Annotated in this window: 14 protein-coding genes and 1 pseudogene; 13 read left to right on the top strand and 2 right to left on the bottom strand. The window is 37.3% G+C overall.

The annotated features are described in order from the left end of the window. Positions 1-180: 180 nt before the first annotated feature. From HRG09_RS18420 to HRG09_RS18475, 13 genes and pseudogenes are all read left to right on the top strand, one after another. Complete coding sequence (locus HRG09_RS18420; RefSeq protein ID WP_174102329.1) at positions 181-2499, top strand: ArnT family glycosyltransferase; 2319 nt, start codon at positions 181-183, stop codon at positions 2497-2499. Between the two features lie 15 nt (positions 2500-2514). Then, positions 2515-3495, top strand: a complete 981-nt coding sequence (locus tag HRG09_RS18425) for a glycosyltransferase family 2 protein (protein ID WP_174102330.1) — start codon at positions 2515-2517, stop codon at positions 3493-3495. Continuing rightward, positions 3488-3901 (top strand): GtrA family protein, encoded by a 414-nt coding sequence (locus HRG09_RS18430; protein ID WP_222869302.1) that lies wholly within the window; start codon positions 3488-3490, stop codon positions 3899-3901. The genes HRG09_RS18425 and HRG09_RS18430 overlap by 8 nt, the downstream gene beginning before the upstream one ends. 214 nt (positions 3902-4115) lie before the next feature. Continuing rightward, the gene (locus tag HRG09_RS18435) at positions 4116-4982 is read left to right on the top strand and encodes a peptidylprolyl isomerase (protein ID WP_174102332.1); all 867 of its coding nucleotides are present in this window, start codon (positions 4116-4118) and stop codon (positions 4980-4982) included. A 57-nt stretch (positions 4983-5039) separates the two neighbouring features. Then, positions 5040-5186, top strand: a pseudogene (locus HRG09_RS29825) (YiaA/YiaB family inner membrane protein); the annotation flags it as partial. Positions 5187-5338: 152 nt separating this feature from the next. Next, positions 5339-5629 carry an Asp-tRNA(Asn)/Glu-tRNA(Gln) amidotransferase subunit GatC gene (gatC, locus tag HRG09_RS18440; protein ID WP_174102333.1) on the top strand — a complete coding sequence of 97 codons (291 nt, stop codon included), beginning with the start codon at positions 5339-5341 and terminating at the stop codon, positions 5627-5629. A gap of 15 nt (positions 5630-5644) precedes the next feature. After that, on the top strand, positions 5645-7102 hold the full coding sequence (gene gatA, locus HRG09_RS18445) for an Asp-tRNA(Asn)/Glu-tRNA(Gln) amidotransferase subunit GatA (protein ID WP_174102334.1): 1458 nt from the start codon (positions 5645-5647) through the stop codon (positions 7100-7102). Between the two features lie 13 nt (positions 7103-7115). Continuing rightward, on the top strand, positions 7116-8543 hold the full coding sequence (gene gatB / locus HRG09_RS18450) for an Asp-tRNA(Asn)/Glu-tRNA(Gln) amidotransferase subunit GatB (RefSeq protein ID WP_016112844.1): 1428 nt from the start codon (positions 7116-7118) through the stop codon (positions 8541-8543). A 482-nt stretch (positions 8544-9025) separates the two neighbouring features. Beyond that, the gene (locus tag HRG09_RS18455) at positions 9026-9931 is read left to right on the top strand and encodes a diacylglycerol kinase (protein ID WP_174102354.1); all 906 of its coding nucleotides are present in this window, start codon (positions 9026-9028) and stop codon (positions 9929-9931) included. Between the two features lie 311 nt (positions 9932-10242). Then, on the top strand, positions 10243-10989 hold the full coding sequence (locus HRG09_RS18460) for an HAD family hydrolase (protein ID WP_174102335.1): 747 nt from the start codon (positions 10243-10245) through the stop codon (positions 10987-10989). A 156-nt stretch (positions 10990-11145) separates the two neighbouring features. Continuing rightward, a complete protein-coding gene (gene gabT / locus HRG09_RS18465) occupies positions 11146-12507 on the top strand; it encodes a 4-aminobutyrate--2-oxoglutarate transaminase (RefSeq protein WP_174102336.1) in 1362 nt (453 codons plus the stop codon). Between the two features lie 313 nt (positions 12508-12820). Next, positions 12821-14182, top strand: a complete 1362-nt coding sequence (locus HRG09_RS18470) for a sigma-54 interaction domain-containing protein (protein ID WP_174102337.1) — start codon at positions 12821-12823, stop codon at positions 14180-14182. Between the two features lie 275 nt (positions 14183-14457). Further along, positions 14458-15909 (top strand): NAD-dependent succinate-semialdehyde dehydrogenase, encoded by a 1452-nt coding sequence (locus HRG09_RS18475; RefSeq protein WP_174102338.1) that lies wholly within the window; start codon positions 14458-14460, stop codon positions 15907-15909. A 57-nt stretch (positions 15910-15966) separates the two neighbouring features. Here the strand turns inward: HRG09_RS18475 and HRG09_RS18480 are convergent, their stop codons facing one another. Both HRG09_RS18480 and HRG09_RS18485 read right to left on the bottom strand, forming a co-directional pair. After that, the gene (locus tag HRG09_RS18480; RefSeq protein WP_174102339.1) at positions 15967-17196 is read right to left on the bottom strand and encodes an aminopeptidase; all 1230 of its coding nucleotides are present in this window, start codon (positions 17194-17196) and stop codon (positions 15967-15969) included. 102 nt (positions 17197-17298) lie between these two features. Then, positions 17299-18384 carry a polysaccharide deacetylase family protein gene (locus HRG09_RS18485; protein ID WP_174102340.1) on the bottom strand — a complete coding sequence of 362 codons (1086 nt, stop codon included), beginning with the start codon at positions 18382-18384 and terminating at the stop codon, positions 17299-17301. Positions 18385-18540: the final 156 nt, after the last annotated feature.

Genomic DNA, 18540 nt, shown 5'->3' on the forward strand with positions numbered 1-18540 from the left:
AATTTGCTGAAAGGAGTTTGGATTAGTAGTGAAATTATTTTTTCCTTCTTATTTAATCCTTAATGTTAAAGGTATTTTACGCATTCAGGAAACTTTCAGCTTATATTCAAGTCCATTTCAGATGGAAGAGAGATAATACAGTCATGGCCTAGTTCAATATATAAAAGGAGTTGTAATACTATGTTTTCACGGTTAAAAAAACGCTTAGATGTGCCTTTAATATTAATAGTCTTATTGGCAGTCTTTTTAAATGGATATAACATTTGGATCGATCAATATGCAAATACTTATTATACGACCGCAGTGGCAAGTATGTTGCAAAACTTCCATAATTTCTTTTTCGGTTCTCTCGATTCAGCAGGATCTGTAACAGTGGATAAACCACCTGTTACATTTTGGATACAAACAATCAGTGCTTATATCTTTGGTTTGCGCGGTTGGAGCGTGATTCTCCCTCAGGCATTGGCTGGAGTGGGGTCGGTACTACTCATCTATTTTTTAGTAAAACCATCTTTTGGCTTAACTGCTGCACGGCTTGGTGCTTTAGCTTTCACATGTACGCCAATTGCAGCGGCAGTGAGTCGAACAAATAATATTGATAGTATGCTTGTATTTACCCTTTTGATAGCTACTTGGTTTTTATTTAGAAGCGTGAAGCGTAGTAGCGTTTGGAGTCTCTTTGGTGCCTTTGCGGTAATAGGCTTGGCTTTCAATATGAAGATGCTACAGGCTTATATGGTACTTCCCGCTTTTTATGTCTTCTATGTTTGGGCTGCCAAAGTAAATTGGAAGAAAAAGATTGGTTTACTGTCTGGGGCAACGGTTATCATGCTTACTATTTCTCTTTCATGGGCAGTTATTGTGGATGCTATTCCTGAGGATAAGCGTCCATATGTTGGTAGTAGTGAGACAAATTCAGTTCTAGAATTAGCGTTTGGTTACAATGGACTCTCGCGCCTTACAGGAAATCAAGGAGGCGACGGGGGAGCACCTGGTGCGAACGACCAACAGCAACCCACTCAGGATAACAATTGGGAGATGACGAATGGTGGGACTGAAAATGGAGTTGAATCGGCAAGTAGTGATGGTGGTAACCAGGGAGTTCAAACGGGTGAAGGAGATGACCGAGGAGCTCCTAATGTAAATAGTCAATATCAATCGCCTCTAGATAACAATGAGGCAAAGCCGAACGATGACACTGAAAATAGGGTTAATTCAACAAACGGAGATAACCAGGGCGTTCAAATTGGTAAAGGAGACGGCCCGCCCGGAGGTAATAATGGTGGTCCGGGTGGCAGAGCAGGTGGCAATTTTGGAACTGGTGAGAAAGGGCCACTCCGTCTATTCCAGTCTGAATTGTCTGGGCAGGCTAGTTGGCTTCTTCCGTTCGTTGCCATCGCTAGTGTCGGTTTGCTGGCTGGTTTAAGAAGAAACAATATAACGCCCAAGCATAAAGAAACAGTCTTCTGGCTCGTATGGTTAATCCCGGCAATGGCATTCTTCAGTATTGCAGGTTTCTTCCATCATTATTATCTAATTATGCTTGCAGCTCCTATTGCAGCTTTGTTTGGATCAGGTTGGACACAGCTTTTTGGGGATTATAAAAACAATGCTGGTTGGAAGTCTTGGTTATTGCCGGCAGCAATTGTAGGAACGGCAGGATTCCAATGGTACATTATCCATCCTTATGATGATGTAATTGGGGCTGGTTGGTCTATTAGTATAACGTCTGCAGGAATAATCTTTGCTCTGGTGCTTGTTCTGTTTAAGTATAGAAAGGTAAAGTTACCTCTTGCAGTAAGCATTGCAGGATTACTTATACTGCTGATTGGACCATTGTATTGGGCTACTACACCGATTTCGTATGGTGGAAACAGTATGCTGCCACAGGCGGGACCAAGCTCGGCTGATGGTAAAGGTAACATGGGTGGTTTCGCAGGAGGAGCGATGCCTACAATGAATGGACAAGAAGGTCCTGACGGCGGTGAAATTCCGACCGAACGAGATCGTGAAGATAAATCTAATACTTCATCAGAAGATGATATGAAAGTGCCAATGACTAGTGGACAACCATCGGGAATACCAAGAAACAAGCAAGGAGGAATGGATAGCGAGAGTTTAGATAGTAAAACTTTGTCATACTTAAAGAAAAACAATACTGGTGAACAATATTTGTTTGCTACAACAAGCTATCAAACTGGAGCTCCTTACATGATAGATAAAGGGGAATCCGTGATAACAATGGGCGGATTTTCTGGTTCTGATCCGGTTTATACCGTTGAGGAATTAAAAGAATTGGTATCAAGTGGGAAAGTAAAATACTTCCTCATTTCAGGTGAAGGGATGCGAGGCGGAAGTTCTGAAGTGACAAAGTGGATTCAGGAAAATGGTGAGAAAATTCCATCTGAAGAATGGCAGACAACGCAAAACAGTGACAAGGAAAGCGTTAATATGGGTAGTCCTGAACGCTCAAATACTTTGTATAAAGTAACGTTGTAAAGGAGTGGAGCAAGAATGAGAAGCGATATATGTTATTCGATCATAATTCCCATGTATAACGAAGAAGCTGTTATTGAAGAAACCTACCGGAGACTGAAAAAGGTCATGAAGGATACGAATGGTACGTATGAGTTACTGTTCATTAACGACGGAAGCCAAGACAGATGTGCTGATATTATAAAGGAATTTGCTAGATGTGATAAAACAGTGAAGCTCATTGATTTTTCTCGGAATTTTGGTCATCAGATTGCAATTACGGCTGGCATGGATTACGCGAGAGGGGATGCGGTTATTATCATTGACGCTGATTTACAGGATCCACCCGAATTAATTTTACAAATGATTGACAAGTGGAAAGAAGGTTATGAAGTAGTTTACGCAAAAAGAATCAAGCGTAAGGGTGAAACATGGTTTAAAAGGTGGTCAGCAAGCACGTTTTATCGTGTGCTTCGCGCTTCCACAGATATCGATATACCAGTGGATACTGGAGATTTTCGTCTCATGGACCAAAAGGTATGTAAAGAAATGAAACGAATCACAGAGAATAATAGATTTGTTCGAGGATTGGTCAGCTGGGTTGGATTCCGTCAAATATCTATTGAATATGTTCGGGATGAAAGGTTAGCAGGTGAGACAAAATACCCCCTCAAACGAATGATAAAGCTATGTTTGGATGGAATTCTTTCTTTCTCATATAAGCCTTTGAAACTAGCGATCTATTCTGGCTTATTGCTATCTGGATCGGGCTTTCTGTATTTTATGTATGTCCTCTACCTTGCTCTTTTCACTGAAGCAACTATGAAGGGCTGGCCTTCTATGATTAGTATTATGTTAATCTTTAACGGTTTTATGCTGTTTATGCTGGGGATTATTGGTGAATATATTGGACGGATTTACGATGAAACAAAAGGAAGACCTTTATATATTGTCCGAGAATTTTATGAGGAACAGAGAAAGGAAAAGTCAATTACGAACCATGAGGTAGTGTATGAATAAGGGTTTGATACAAGTTTTGAAATTCTTGGCAGTGGGTGTGCTTAATACTGGTATCGATATAATGATTTTCACACTGCTGGTCATGGGGAAGGTACCGCTGCTATTGGCACAATGGATTTCCTATAGCTGTGGTGTAGCGAACAGCTACTTGCTTAATAGACAGTGGACATTCCAGCGAAAGGGAAAACAAGTTGTAAAAGAACCATTGAAATTTATGTGCGTTAATCTTTTAAGTCTTGTTGTAGTATCTCTAATACTAAGTGGTATGTATGACACTTTAGAGCAGTCTTTGGCTGTTTCTAAAGTGACTGCAACTTTGATTGGTAGCTTAATAAATTATGTAGGAAGTCGATATTGGGTGTTCCGTGTTTCTTGCAATAAGAGAGTGGAATCAAATAGAAACTAACAAAAGTAATAATTTTGCCAACGAGAATAGGTAGCGTTTTTTTATTAGTGATAGAAGCGTAGTCAAAAGGGAGACCAATCAATAAATCTATCATTCGATTTTTAAATGGCTATTAAAGTTTTTTAGGCAAAATGAAAGAGAGTATATGTAAAAAAATAAACACATTCCATTAGGTAATTTCGTATATATTACTGTAGAACGGAGATCAAGAAAAATGAAAAAAACAATCGCAGCTTTATCTTTCAGCCTAGCGCTCACTATTGGACTTGTGGGGTGCTCACCCTCCAGCAGTGAAGTCATCGTCAAAACGGATGCCGGAAATATTACAAAAGATGACTTATATGAGGTGCTAAAAACATCGAGCGGAGCAACAGTGCTAGAGAGTTTAATTGAAGAAAAATTATTGAGTACAAAATATAAAATTTCCAATGGAGAATTAAATAAAGCGTTCAATGAAATAAAATCTCAGTATGGGTCAGATGATGAATTTGAATTAGCATTGACTAGTAATGGATATGCCGACGAAGCTGCTTTTAAAGAACAATTGGAGCTAAGCTTACTGCAAGAAAAAGCTACTACGGAAGGAATCAAGACATCTGAGAAAAAGCTAAAAGCTTATTATAATGAAAATAAGACGAACTATGAATATGTGACAGCATCTCATATTTTGGTTAGTACGGAAGAAGAAGCAATTGAAATTAAAAAACAGCTGGATGATGGATCGGATTTTGCTAAGCTGGCAAAGGAGAAATCTACAGATACAACTTCCGGTGAAAAAGGCGGATCTCTTGGTGAATTTACGCGTAGTGAAATGGTTACAGAATTTGCAGAAGCTGCATTTAATCAAGAAGTTGGTACAATCAGTAATCCGGTGAAAACAGATTATGGTTACCATATCATCAAAGTTACTAAGCATGAACAAAAGAAATATAATGATATCAAAGAGCAAGTGAAGAAGGGTTATTTAAGTGCTAATGCTAAATCGATTGATGATGTAATGGACAAACTGAAGAAAAGTAAAAATGTAGAAATAATGGATAAGGATTTAAAAAAACAAATAGCTACTACAGTACCTTCATGATGGAAGTGATGTAGTAGTTATAGATAGAAAATGTATGTGATAGAGTAATACAAAACTGGTATGTATATACTAGATAAAATGCTTAGTGTAAAAGACTACTATTTATTTGGAACATTACTTTTAGCAATGTCTTGTTTTGTATTTCAAAAAACAATTTGTGATAATGAAGAAGATAACGAGTGTTTTCCGAAAAATGAACCTTAAATAAAGAGTGAATTGTGTAGAAAGGCAGAAGCCTTTCTTTTTTTATGTAAAAATGCTGTAAGTACCGTGTGTTGACTTGCTTGAAGTACTGAAAATTTGGTATCATCAATAGTATTGTAGATTGAACGATATATTATGGAGGTGGCCTAGCCGTGTCAAGAATTTCCGTTGAGAATGTAAAGCATGTAGCGCATTTAGCACGTCTTGCAATTACAGATCAAGAAGCAGAAAAATTTCAAAAACAACTAGATGCAATTGTTACATTTGCAGAACAGTTAAATGAATTAGATACAACAGGTATTAAACCAACAACTCACGTATTAGATATGAAAAATATTATGCGTGAAGATGTGCCAGAAAAAGGTTTACCAGTTGAAGAAGTATTAAAAAATGCACCGGATCACAAAGATAATCAAATCCGTGTTCCAGCAGTATTAGAATAGAGGAGGGGAATTTCGATGTCATTATTTGATCATTCTGTATCAGAGTTACATAAAAAATTAAACAACAAAGAGATTTCCGTTACGGATTTAGTAGAAGAATCTTACAAGCGTATTGCGGATGTTGAAGATAACGTAAAAGCTTTTCTTACATTAGATGAAGAAAATGCACGTGCGAAAGCAAAAGAATTAGATGCGAAGATTGGTGCTGAAGATAATGGTTTACTATTTGGTATGCCAATCGGTGTGAAAGATAACATTGTAACAAATGGTCTTCGTACAACTTGTGCGAGCAAAATTTTAGCAAACTTCGATCCAATTTATGATGCGACAGTTGTGCAAAAGCTAAAAGCTGCTGACACAATTACAATTGGTAAATTAAATATGGACGAGTTCGCAATGGGTTCTTCAAATGAAAACTCTGGTTTCTATGCTACGAAAAATCCATGGAATTTAGATTACGTTCCAGGTGGATCTAGTGGTGGTTCTGCAGCAGCAGTAGCGGCTGGAGAAGTACTATTCTCTTTAGGATCTGATACTGGTGGCTCTATCCGTCAACCAGCTGCATATTGCGGCGTTGTTGGTCTAAAACCAACTTATGGACGTGTATCTCGCTTTGGTTTAGTTGCATTCGCATCTTCTCTTGACCAAATCGGACCAATTACACGTACAGTAGAAGATAATGCATACTTATTACAAGCAATTTCAGGTGTTGACCGCATGGATACAACTTCTGCAAATATTGAAGTTGGTAACTACTTAGCTGGTTTAACAGGTGATGTAAAAGGCTTACGTATCGCTGTACCAAAAGAATACTTAGGAGAAGGTGTTGGCGAAGAAGCTCGTGAGTCAGTGCTAGCTGCTTTAAAAGTATTAGAAGGTATGGGCGCAACTTGGGAAGAAGTATCTCTTCCGCACTCTAAATATGCTTTAGCAACGTACTACTTAATCTCTTCTTCTGAAGCGTCTGCTAACCTTTCACGTTTTGATGGCGTACGCTATGGCGTTCGTTCTGACAATGTGAATAACTTAATGGACCTTTACAAAAACACGCGTAGCGAAGGCTTCGGTGATGAGGTAAAACGTCGTATTATGCTTGGTACATTTGCTCTTAGCTCTGGTTACTATGATGCATATTACAAAAAAGCACAACAAGTACGTACATTAATTAAAAATGACTTTGAAAATGTATTTGCTAACTATGATGTTATCATTGGACCAACAACGCCAACTCCTGCATTTAAAGTAGGCGAAAAAGTAGACGATCCAATGACAATGTATGCAAACGACATTTTAACAATCCCAGTAAACTTAGCAGGTGTTCCGGCAATTTCTGTTCCATGTGGATTTGGTGCGAACAACATGCCGCTTGGTTTACAAATTATCGGTAAACACTTCGATGAAGCGACAATTTACCGCGTTGCACATGCGTTTGAGCAAGCAACAGATTATCATACAAAAAAAGCAAGTCTGTAGGAGGCGAGCATAGATGAATTTAGAAACAATTATCGGTTTAGAGGTTCACGTTGAGTTAAAAACGAATTCGAAAATTTTCTCTGCGAGTCCAACAGAATTCGGAGCAGATCCAAATACACAAACAAGTGTAATTGACTTAGGATATCCTGGGGTGCTTCCAACTCTAAATAAAGAAGCAGTTAACTTTGCGATGAAAGCTGCAATGGCATTAAACTGTGAAATCGCAACAGAAACAAAGTTTGATCGTAAAAACTATTTCTACCCAGATAATCCGAAAGCATACCAAATTTCTCAATATGATAAGCCAATTGGGGAAAATGGTTGGATTGAAATTGAAGTAGATGGCAAAAAGAAACGTATCGGTATTACACGTCTTCACCTAGAAGAAGATGCGGGTAAATCAACGCATACAAGTGAAGGCTCATTAGTGGATTATAACCGTCAAGGTATGCCATTAATTGAAATCGTATCTGAGCCGGATATGCGTACGCCAGAAGAAGCATATGCATACTTAGAAAAATTAAAATCGATCATTCAATATACAGGTGTATCTGATTGTAAAATGGAAGAAGGTTCTCTTCGCTGTGATGCGAACATTTCCCTTCGTCCAGTAGGACAAGAGAAGTTTGGTACAAAAGCAGAACTGAAAAACTTAAACTCATTTACTTATGTACAAAAAGGACTTGAGCATGAACAAGTACGCCAAGAAAAAGAACTATTATCTGGTGGCATCATTCAACAAGAAACACGTCGTTATGATGAAGCAACGAAGAAGACGATCCTAATGCGTGTCAAAGAAGGATCTGACGATTATCGTTACTTCCCAGAGCCGGATTTAGTTGAACTTTACATCGATGATGAGTGGAAAGAACGCGTTCGTGCTTCTATTCCAGAACTTCCAGATGCTCGTAAAGTACGCTATGTTGAAGAACTTGGTTTACCAGCTTATGATGCACACGTATTAACATTAACAAAAGAGATGTCTGATTTCTTTGAAGCGACAATCGCAGATGGTGCAGACGCGAAATTAACATCAAACTGGTTAATGGGTGAAGTACTTGCATACTTAAACAAACAACAAAAAGAATTAAAAGACGTAGCATTAACGCCAGCTGGTCTATCTAAAATGGTTCAATTAATTGAAAAGGGTACAATTTCGTCTAAGATTGCGAAAAAAGTATTTAACGAATTAATTGAAAAAGGTGGAGACCCAGAAGAAATCGTTAAAGCAAAAGGTCTTGTTCAAATTTCTGACGAAGGCACACTTCGTAAAGTCGTAACTGAAATTCTTGATAATAACGAACAATCTATTGAAGACTTCAAAAACGGTAAAGACCGTGCGATTGGCTTCTTAGTTGGTCAAATTATGAAGGCAACAAAAGGACAAGCTAACCCGCCACTTGTTAACAAGATCTTGTTAGAAGAAATCAATAAACGATAAGCTGAAACGATTAAAGATTAAACAGAGAAAGCACCCATATTTGGGTGTTTTTTCTGAGTTAATCAAACGTTTGTTTAAATTAAGAAATTATTTAAACAAACGTTTGATTAACTGTCAAATGTGAGAAAATGTTTGTATAGCAACTATGGTATGATAGTTGCAAAAAGGTGGGAATAATGATAAATCTAGACATAGAGAGTTTTTCATCTCGTGAAATAATAGATACTTATTATTCGTTATATTTATTTTTTATGAAATAATGAGAAGTAATAAAGAATGGAAAGATATATTTCTTGGTCAAATAAAGCAAAACCTTCGTTAGTGAACATATACTAATGAAGGGCTACACGAATCGGGTTCTTACTGCCTATTTGAGCGGGATAAAAGAAGGATAGGAAGATGAGAGGAGGTAGGCATAGGAACGCTGAATAAGGATTCGGTATATTCTTTTTCTATGAATCAGAAATTTCCTGTGCTAATGAATAATGAAGCGAGCAAGAATAATTTATAATCCTACTTCTGGTCGTGAGTTATTTAAAAAGAGCTTACCAGAAGTATTACAAAAATTAGAACAAGCTGGATATGAAACATCTTGTCATGCAACAACTGGTCCTGGAGATGCGACTGTGGCGGCGAGGCAAGCTGCAGATCGTAAGTTTGATGTTGTGATTGCAGCAGGCGGTGACGGGACGTTAAATGAAGTAGTGAACGGTTTAGTAGGACATGAACATCGTCCGAAATTCGGTATCATTCCAGTTGGAACGACAAATGACTTTGCACGTGCAATTGGTGTACCTCGTTCTATTGAAGAAGCTGCCAATATTATTTGTGAAGGTAAAACAGTTCCATTAGACTTAGGCAGAGCAAATGATACATATTTTATTAATATTGCTGGTGGAGGACGTATTACAGAATTAACATATGAAGTGCCAAGTAAATTAAAAACAGTTCTTGGACAGTTAGCGTACTATTTAAAAGGGATTGAAATGTTACCATCACTACATCCAACATATGTTGAAATCGAGTATGATGGAAAGCTATTACAAGAAGAGATTACGATGTTTTTAATTACGAATACGCGCTCTGTTGGTGGTTTTGAAAAGGTTGCACCATATGCATCTATTAACGATGGTTTATTTGATTTATTAGTGCTGAAGAAGGGTTCTATTGCTGATTTAATTAAAGCAGCAACACAAGCGCAGCGCGGTGAGCATATTAATAACCCAAAGGTTTTATATACGCAGGCAAATCGTATTAAGGTTCATTCACCGGATAAATTAATGATTAATTTAGATGGTGAATATGGCGGAGATGCACCGATGGAATTTGAAAATATATATCATTGTCTTGAACTATTTGTTCCTGAACATCAAGAGGATGTCCTATAAAAGAAGGCACTGAAAAAGTCATTGCTTTGAAATAATAGCACGCATTTTATCAGGATGTTGAAAAGAGAAAGGAGTCCATTACCTGTATATAGTAGGTAGTGGACTCCTTTTTCTTATAAAGTGGATTTTTTCGGTACCCTCCTATAAAAGGCATCCTCTTTTATGGTTTATGTGTACATGGAATATTGCCATTAATTTCTTTTGTAAATTGGGAGTTGGTTTGATTTTTATGGTATTTTTACAATGCGTTCATCTTACATCCACATTTACTTGCTACACTGAATGTGAGAAGGGCAGAAAGGTAGGGTGTTATGGAGAAGATAAAGGCAATACTCTTTGATAAAGATGGAACGTTAATGGATTTTCACTCAATTTGGATAAAGGTAGCAGAAGAACTTGTAGCTGAACTTATAGAACTACATCAATTACCTCAATCATTACGGTTAACTATTTTGGAGGAAATTGGTGTTGAAGGGGCATTCGTTCATCCACGTAGTGTATTGGCAGCAGGAACAAGCCACGATATAGCGAAAATTTGTTGTAAGTATATACCGTCTGTTGAAGAGAGTGATATGCATCACTGGATAAGTGAAAAACTATTTACTATTATGTACGAACATCGTTCACATATGAGAATGACAGCAGACTTACCAAAACTTTTACAAGCATTGAAAGAAAAAGGGTTAATTTTAGGTGTTGTGACTGCTGATGATTTTGCGCCAACAGAACTCTTTTTAAAACAGTGTCAATTAGAATCGTTTTTTGACTATATTATAGCTTCAGATACATTTCCAGCTCAAAAACCAGATAAGCAAATTGTAGAATCATTTTGTGAAAAGTTCGGGTTAGACCCAGGAGAGGTAGTAGTTGTTGGGGATACACCAACAGATTTATATTTAGCAAAAAATAGCGGTGCTTGTTATGCAATTGGAGTTCTTTCAGGGACGGGTGATCGTCAAACGTTAGCACCACTTGCAGATATTGTATTAGATTCTGTCAGTAATTTCATTTCTGATTCTGGAGAACTGATTTGGGAACGAGAAAAGTCTAATCTATAAATAAAATAAGTCTATATTGACTCGCATTAAGTCAATATAGACTTATTTTTATGTCGAAATCCTGAGAAAACTAGAAGATTATGCATTCGTTATGTTGGCATACATCTTGCAATATAGAAAAAGAAAATCATAGCATAGAAAAGGATGGGAGAAACGATGAATAAAAAATTCGCTAAAGTAAATGAACAAATTCCAGGACCAAAAGCAGCTTCTTTATTAGAACGCCGTCAAAATATCGTACCAAAGGGCGTGAGCAATGGGATTGCAACATTCGTACAGTCAGCCGATGGTGCGCTTGTAACAGATGTAGATGGAAATCAATTTATCGATTTTGCAGGAGCAATTGGAACGATTAACGTAGGACATTGTCATCCTGCTGTGAAAGAGGCGCTTCATAAACAAGTAGATCAATACATTCATACTGGCTTTAATGTAATGATGTATGAACCGTATATTGAATTAGCAGAGAAGCTTGCTGCATTAGCTCCTGGAAACTTTGAGAAACAAGTACTGTTTTTAAATAGCGGTGCTGAAGCGGTTGAAAATGCTGTGAAAATTGCTCGTAAGTATACGAAAAGAACTGGCATTATTGCATTTACAAAAGGATTTCACGGTCGTACATTGATGACAATGACGATGACAAGTAAAGTAAAGCCTTATAAATTTGGATTTGGACCATTTGCACCGGAAGTATATAAAGCACCATTCCCATATGAATACCGTCGTCCAGAAGGCTTAACAGACGAACAATATGATAACTTTATTATTGAAGAATTTAAGAATTTCTTAATCTCAGAAGTTGCCCCAGAAAGCATAGCTGCCGTTGTAATGGAGCCTGTTCAAGGTGAAGGTGGTTTTATCATTCCAAGTAAGAAGTTTGTACAAGAAGTAAGTCGTCTTTGCTCGGAACACGGTATTTTATTTGTAGCTGATGAAATCCAAACAGGTTTTAGCCGTACAGGAAAATACTTTGCAATTGATCACTATGATGTCGTTCCAGACTTAATTACTGTTTCGAAATCATTAGGGGCAGGAGTACCGATTAGTGGAGTTATTGGGCGAAAAGAAATTATGAATGAATCAGCACCAGGAGAACTTGGTGGAACATACGCTGGAAGTCCATTAGGCTGCGCTGCTGCATTAGCTGTTTTGGATATTATAGAGAAAGAAAAATTAAATGATCGAGCTCTGCATGTAGGGAAAGTTGTGATGGATCGATTTGAGGAAATGAAGGAAAAGTACAACTGTATTGGTGACGTACGTGGTTTAGGAGCGATGTGTGCATTTGAACTTGTTAAAGACCGTACAACGAAAGAAGCAGATAAAGAATTAACAGCACGTTTATGTGCTGAAGCAAATAAACGTGGACTGCTCTTATTATCTGCTGGAACGTATGGGAATGTAGTTCGTGTCCTAATGCCACTGGTTATTACAGATGAGCAATTGGAAGAAGGGCTTACAATTATTGAAGATTCCTTGCAAGCTTGTTATGAGCAAGCAGATATCGCTCGTGTGTAAATAATAGCGAGATAAAACCTTTTTTTGGGGTGGGAGAGAGCGTCCGTTTATACATAGAAGCGGTCAGGTCCTCTTCCTCGCCCATACCAAATAAAAGAAAAGAGAGAAAATGAGTGCGGATTCCCTTTTGTTTTCATGGCAGTAACCTATCTGCCTGAAAAGCAAAATGGATTTACAACAAATGTGCAATCATTCTAGTTTACTCGGTTCAGAAAAAATACAGAAAATTCCCTTAAAAAGAGATTTCACTTTATAATGAAATGTAGGTGATAATAAAGGGAAGATTGGATCCTGCATTTGAGGAGTGGCTGGAATGGTTGCAGAAAAGGAACGAGCATTTATGGATTTAAAAGATGTGTTTGAATATGCATTTGATGAAATTTTTGTTACGGATGAGGAAGGGACTGTCGTTCGTGTAAATAGTACATGCGAAAGACACTATCAATTATCTGCTGAAGAGTTAGTAGGAAAACATGTAAAAGAGCTGCAAAAAGAAGGGATTTTTTATCCATCTGCAACATTGGAAGTAATTGAGAAGAAAAAACCAATTGAACTTGTTCAAACAACAAAGTCGGGAGAGTATTTGCACGTTCGAACAAGGCCTGTGTTTGATGAACAAGGGAATTTACGAAGAGTGATTAGTTACTCTCGTGATCTTACGGAACTCTATCAATTACGAAAAAAGGTAGAGGAGATGGATAATCAGTTAAAGACATATAAAAAAGAGTTAAGAGAAACGTATGAATATGAAGGGCTTATTTTTAAAAGTGTAGCTATGCAAAAAATAGTCGCAACAATCAAAAAAGTATCCATGGTAGATAGTACGGTTCTTATTTTAGGTGAGACTGGAGTAGGAAAAAGTAGATTAGTACGTCATTTGCATGAAGTAAGTCATCGTAAAAATGAAATGTTTTATGAAATTAATTGTGCGGCATTACCGACAAACTTAATTGAATCGGAACTGTTTGGCTACTCAGGTGGTTCTTTTACAGGCGCAAATCGCGAAGGGAAAAAGGGCATTTTGGAGTTAGCTCATAAAGGAACCCTTTTCTTAGATGAAATTGGTGAAATGCCGCTTGAAATTCAGGCAAAACTGCTGCAAGTACTACAAGAAAAAACATTCCGCCCAGTAGGAGGTAGAGAACTAAAAAAAGTAGATGTTCGAATTGTGGCAGCTACGAATAGGGATTTAGCTGAAATGGTAAAGCAAGGGACGTTTCGGAAAGACTTATATTATCGTCTTAATGTCATACCGATTCAAATTCCGCCGCTGCGCGAGAGAACGGAAGATATTTTACCGTTAGTTTATCATTACCTACAACATTTTAATGAAAAGTATGGACGTGATGTAAAGCTAGCACCTAGCACATTACAAATACTCGTAGGGTATCCTTGGGAAGGAAATAATAGAGAAATAGAAAATGTAATTGAAAGGATTGTTATTACTGCTGATGACATCGTTATGATAGAAGACTTACCGATATCTATGCAGGAATCTACAGTTGAGCAATCCGGTCAAAGCCTCTATAAAATGCTGGAAGAAGTAGAACGAAATATTATTATGAAAGCGTATAAAACACATGGGTCAAGTTATAAGGTCGCAGAATTCCTGAAAATAAGTCAATCTGCAGCTACTAGAAAAATCAAGAAGTTTATAGGAGAAGAAATTATATAAATACAAATTGAAAAAATTGCATAAAGCCTTTTTTCTTTGGCAGAAAAGAGTATCTGATCATGTGTAGAAGTGATCACTACCTTTTTTAGCTCCATGTCAGGAGAGAATAAGGAGAGAACTTCTTTAATTTTCAGAACCTCGACTTACATGTTGGAAAATTAAAATGGTATTAGGGTGAAAGGTTTTTGGAGGTTATTTCTTTGTTCGAATGCTTTTTTGAAAGTATGATAGAAATATAGAAGAAAATGAAGGGAATATAAAGGAGGAAGAGAACATTGGATAAGAAAGCGACGTATGTAAACTTAGATCAAAAAGCGATGTATATAAATGGAGAGTGGATTAAGCTGCAGGAACAAATTGAGATTAATAATCCAGCGACGCAGGAAGTATTTGCAACTGTTCCAAAGGGCGGAGTAACTGAGGCAAAGCAAGCTGTAGATGCCGCACACGAAGCTTTTAAATCTTGGTCAAAATTAACGGCAGCTGACCGTGCACAAAAATTAAAAAAGTGGTTTACATTAATTGATGAAAACAAAGAAGAAATTGCGGCGATTATGACAAAAGAACAAGGAAAGCCGTTTGCAGAAGCACTTGGGGAAGTGAACTATGCAAATAGTTTTGTAGAGTGGTATGCAGAAGAAGGGAAACGAGTATACGGTGAAATGATCCCAGCTTCCCACCCCAATAAACGCATTTTAGTAACGAAGCAACCTGTGGGCGTTATTGCGGCAATTACACCGTGGAATTTTCCAGCTGCAATGATTACAAGAAAAGTAGCACCAGCACTTGCAGCAGGCTGTACAGCAGTTGTAAAACCTGCAAGTCAAACACCGTTAACGGCATTAAAATTAGCTGAACTTGCACATGAAGCTGATATCCCAAAGGGTGTGTTAAACATTGTAACAGGTAGTGCAAAGGCAATTGCCGATACTTGGATGGAAGATGGACGCGTAAGAAAGGTTTCATTTACAGGATCAACTGAAATCGGCAAAGAACTAATGTGTGGAGCTGCGAAAACGATGAAGAAAGTTTCGCTTGAGCTAGGTGGCCATGCTCCATTCATCGTAATGAACGATGCGGATTTAGATAAAGCAGTAGAAGCAGTAATTGGTTCGAAATTCCGTAATGCTGGACAAACATGTATATGTACAAATCGCGTATTTGTACAAGAAGCGGTGTATGGAGAATTTGCGGCGAAGTTCCAAAAGGCAGTAGGGCAGCTTAAAGTAGGCGATGGATTTGGAGAAGGTACGACTGTAGGACCGCTAATTGATGCGAATGCTGTAGAAAAAGTACAGGAGCATATTGAAGATGCAATCAAAAAAGGCGGTGAAATTCTGTATGGAGGTCAAACACTTACAGAATTAAATGGTCACTTCATTGAGCCAACTGTCATTGGAGACGCCAACGACACAATGTTATGTATGACTGAAGAAACATTTGGTCCAGTGGCACCAGTTGCGAAATTTGAAACGGTAGAAGAGGTTATTGAGCGTGCGAATAACACGCCATATGGCTTAGCGGCGTATGTATTTACAAAAGATATTAGCCAAGCCTTTCAAATTAGTGAAGCGCTAGAATATGGAATTATTGGCTTAAACGATGGGCTTCCATCTGTTGCACAAGCTCCATTTGGCGGATTTAAAGAAAGTGGGATTGGTCGTGAAGGCGGTCATTTTGGAATTGAAGAGTATTTAGAAATTAAATATATTTCGTTAGGATTGTAATAAAAAAGAGCTATTTTCCTAGGAAAATAGCTCTTTTTTATTAAGTTATTTATAGCCTTAGAACGCCCAATTCCCTTTACGGAAGATTGGTTCATGTGTTCCATCCGCTGTAATACCATCGATATCAAGTTCAGCTGAGCCAATCATAAAGTCTTCGTGTGTAATACTAGCGTTTGCACCATTTTCTGCAAGCTCTTCCTTCGACATTGTTTTACCTCCGTCTAAGTTAAATGCATAAGCATTTCCGATTGCTAAATGGCAAGATGCATTTTCATCAAATAAAGTATTATAGAATAAAATATTTGTGTTAGAAATTGGAGAGTCGTGAGGTACTAATGCAACTTCTCCTAAGAAATGAGAGCCTTCATCTGTCTCTACCAAATGTTTTAAAGATTCTTCGCCAATGTCAGCTTTATAGTCTACAATACGTCCATTTTCAAATGTAAGTGTAAAGTTATCAATGATATTGCCTCCAAAAACTAGTGGTTTCGTACTTGATACTTGTCCGTTTACACCTGTTTTTAACGGCATTGTAAATACTTCTTCTGTTGGAATGTTAGCCATAAATGGTACATTTTTTTCATTTAAGCTACCAGCGCCAGCCCATACGTGTTTTTCTGGAAGTTCAATTGTTAAATCTGTTCCAGGACCTGTATAATGAAGAGCTTTATAATGTTTTTCATTTAAGTAATCTACTTTTTTATGTAATGTTTCATCATGTTCTTTCCATGCTTCTACAGGATTTTCTAGGTTTGCACGAGTTGCTTGGAAAATTGCATCCCATAGTTTTTCTTCTTGATTTTCTGGTGCAACGTCAGGGAATACTTTTGCTGCCCATTCTTTCGTAGGAACGGAGATAACACACCAGCTTACTTTATCTGCTTGTACATAATCGCGGTATACTTTCATTGCTTCTCCAGCAACTTTATGAGCACTTGCAATTCGTTTTGCATCTACACCTTTTAAAAGGTCAGGATTTTCTGCATAGATAGACATAAATGCAGCACCTTCTTTTGCTAATTCTTCACGTGCATGTGCCTTCCAAGCAGGGAATTCTGTGAATGCTTCTTCAGGAGCTAAATCAAATTTTAAACGTGTTAATACTTCATCATTCCAATCTACATATACATGTTTTGCACCTGATTTATATGCCTTTTCTGTAACAAGACGGACAAATGGAGCAGCTTCAAGTGGGGCATTAATAGATAATGTTTGTCCAGGCTGAATATTAACACCGACATTTACTGCAAGAGCAGCATACTTTTCTAACGTTTGTTCAAATGACATATGTACAATCTCCTTTATTCGAAATATTTCTTATATACATAATACAAGAAAATTTTAAAAATATAAATAGAACTCAGATGAGATTGGATTCTATTTTTTTACTTATTTAATAGCAAGTCCAAACTGTTCAACCGTTGTGGAATGGTGCATGCGAACACGCTTTATTTTTAACAGTTCATCCGTTTCACCTTTTGGAATAAACTGTCCTGGTTTTGTCGTTGTCGCAAATTGATAATATTTTTTTGTTTCTTCGACAACTTGATCATTTACATGACCAAATGGGTATGCGACGGCAATGACAGGTTTGCCAGTAATTTTTTCCAGCTTTTCTTTTGAGCCTTTTAACTCTTCTTCGTAATTTGTGATTTTTGGTAAATCAGCATGTGTTGCTGTATGAGATTGTACAGAGAAAATGCCTGAATTAACCATTTCTTTTATATCCGTAGTGGATAAGGAACCTTCTGCATCGATGTTATCAACAATCATATATTCAGTTGCTACTGGCTTAAATGTATCATCTTTTAACTTTTGTAGAATATGAAATGCATTCATATTATTTTTCATGCCATCATCAAATGTAACAAAAATCGGTTTATTTACTTTATTAATATCATTCCAACGTTCGAACGTTAACAAAGTATAGCCATTCTCTTTTAAATATTGCATTTGTGCTTCAAAGTTAGCAGGTGAAACAAACAAGTCTTTAATACCTTGACCATAATAATCTTCAATAGCGTGATACATTAAGATAGGAACGTGCTGCTCAAGCACAATAAAGGATGTTGTTAATGGAATGTTTTTACCATCTTCTTTTACACCAGTTGATTCAATTTGATACTCACCGCGTTTTCCTTCAAATTCTTTTACATCAAGAGGAATGGCAAACTGTTTGTCTCTTTCTTTTGATGAAAATAACTTTGCACTTTCCTTTCCATCAGCAGTTCGCCAAATTTTATATTGTACTTCGGTTAAAGAATCTTTTATATCCGTCATATAGATAGATGTGTTTGTGGATTCATGTGTAACGGGATGCCAAGATATTTTACCTTGTGGTTGTATTTTTTCTTCTTGGTTTTTTGGTTGTTCTTGAACCGTTTTCTCTTTTTTCGGTTCATTACTTGCATTGATAGAATTACAACCTGCTAGAATGGCAGATGTACATAAAGCAATAGCTGCATATTTTTTCATAACGTTCACCTTCTATTGTGTATTCACCTTTTTCCCGTGTGAACGGGCAGTCAGACCTTCACCTCAAGATTCAGAGAGAAACGAGGAAGATAGGTGGGGCCGGACTGATTAAAGTTTCACTTTATATCGTTATTATAAAGTGGTGGCAGTTCAAAG

Origin of the sequence: Bacillus sp. Xin1, assembly GCF_013314535.1 — a bacterium.
Classification (GTDB): Bacteria; Bacillota; Bacilli; order Bacillales; family Bacillaceae_G; genus Bacillus_A.

Excerpts from the sequence above, each read along its gene's own strand:
- HRG09_RS18420 (WP_174102329.1), top strand. The coding sequence starts at position 181 with ATGTTTTCACGGTTAAAAAAACGCTTAGATGTGCCTTTAATATTAATA.
- HRG09_RS18425 (WP_174102330.1), top strand. The coding sequence starts at position 2,515 with ATGAGAAGCGATATATGTTATTCGATCATAATTCCCATGTATAACGAA.
- HRG09_RS18430 (WP_222869302.1), top strand. The coding sequence starts at position 3,488 with ATGAATAAGGGTTTGATACAAGTTTTGAAATTCTTGGCAGTGGGTGTG.
- HRG09_RS18435 (WP_174102332.1), top strand. The coding sequence starts at position 4,116 with ATGAAAAAAACAATCGCAGCTTTATCTTTCAGCCTAGCGCTCACTATT.
- gatA (WP_174102334.1), top strand. The coding sequence starts at position 5,645 with ATGTCATTATTTGATCATTCTGTATCAGAGTTACATAAAAAATTAAAC.
- gatB (WP_016112844.1), top strand. The coding sequence starts at position 7,116 with ATGAATTTAGAAACAATTATCGGTTTAGAGGTTCACGTTGAGTTAAAA.
- HRG09_RS18460 (WP_174102335.1), top strand. The coding sequence starts at position 10,243 with ATGGAGAAGATAAAGGCAATACTCTTTGATAAAGATGGAACGTTAATG.
- gabT (WP_174102336.1), top strand. The coding sequence starts at position 11,146 with ATGAATAAAAAATTCGCTAAAGTAAATGAACAAATTCCAGGACCAAAA.
- HRG09_RS18470 (WP_174102337.1), top strand. The coding sequence starts at position 12,821 with ATGGTTGCAGAAAAGGAACGAGCATTTATGGATTTAAAAGATGTGTTT.
- HRG09_RS18480 (WP_174102339.1), bottom strand. The coding sequence starts at position 17,196 with ATGTCATTTGAACAAACGTTAGAAAAGTATGCTGCTCTTGCAGTAAAT.
- HRG09_RS18485 (WP_174102340.1), bottom strand. The coding sequence starts at position 18,384 with ATGAAAAAATATGCAGCTATTGCTTTATGTACATCTGCCATTCTAGCA.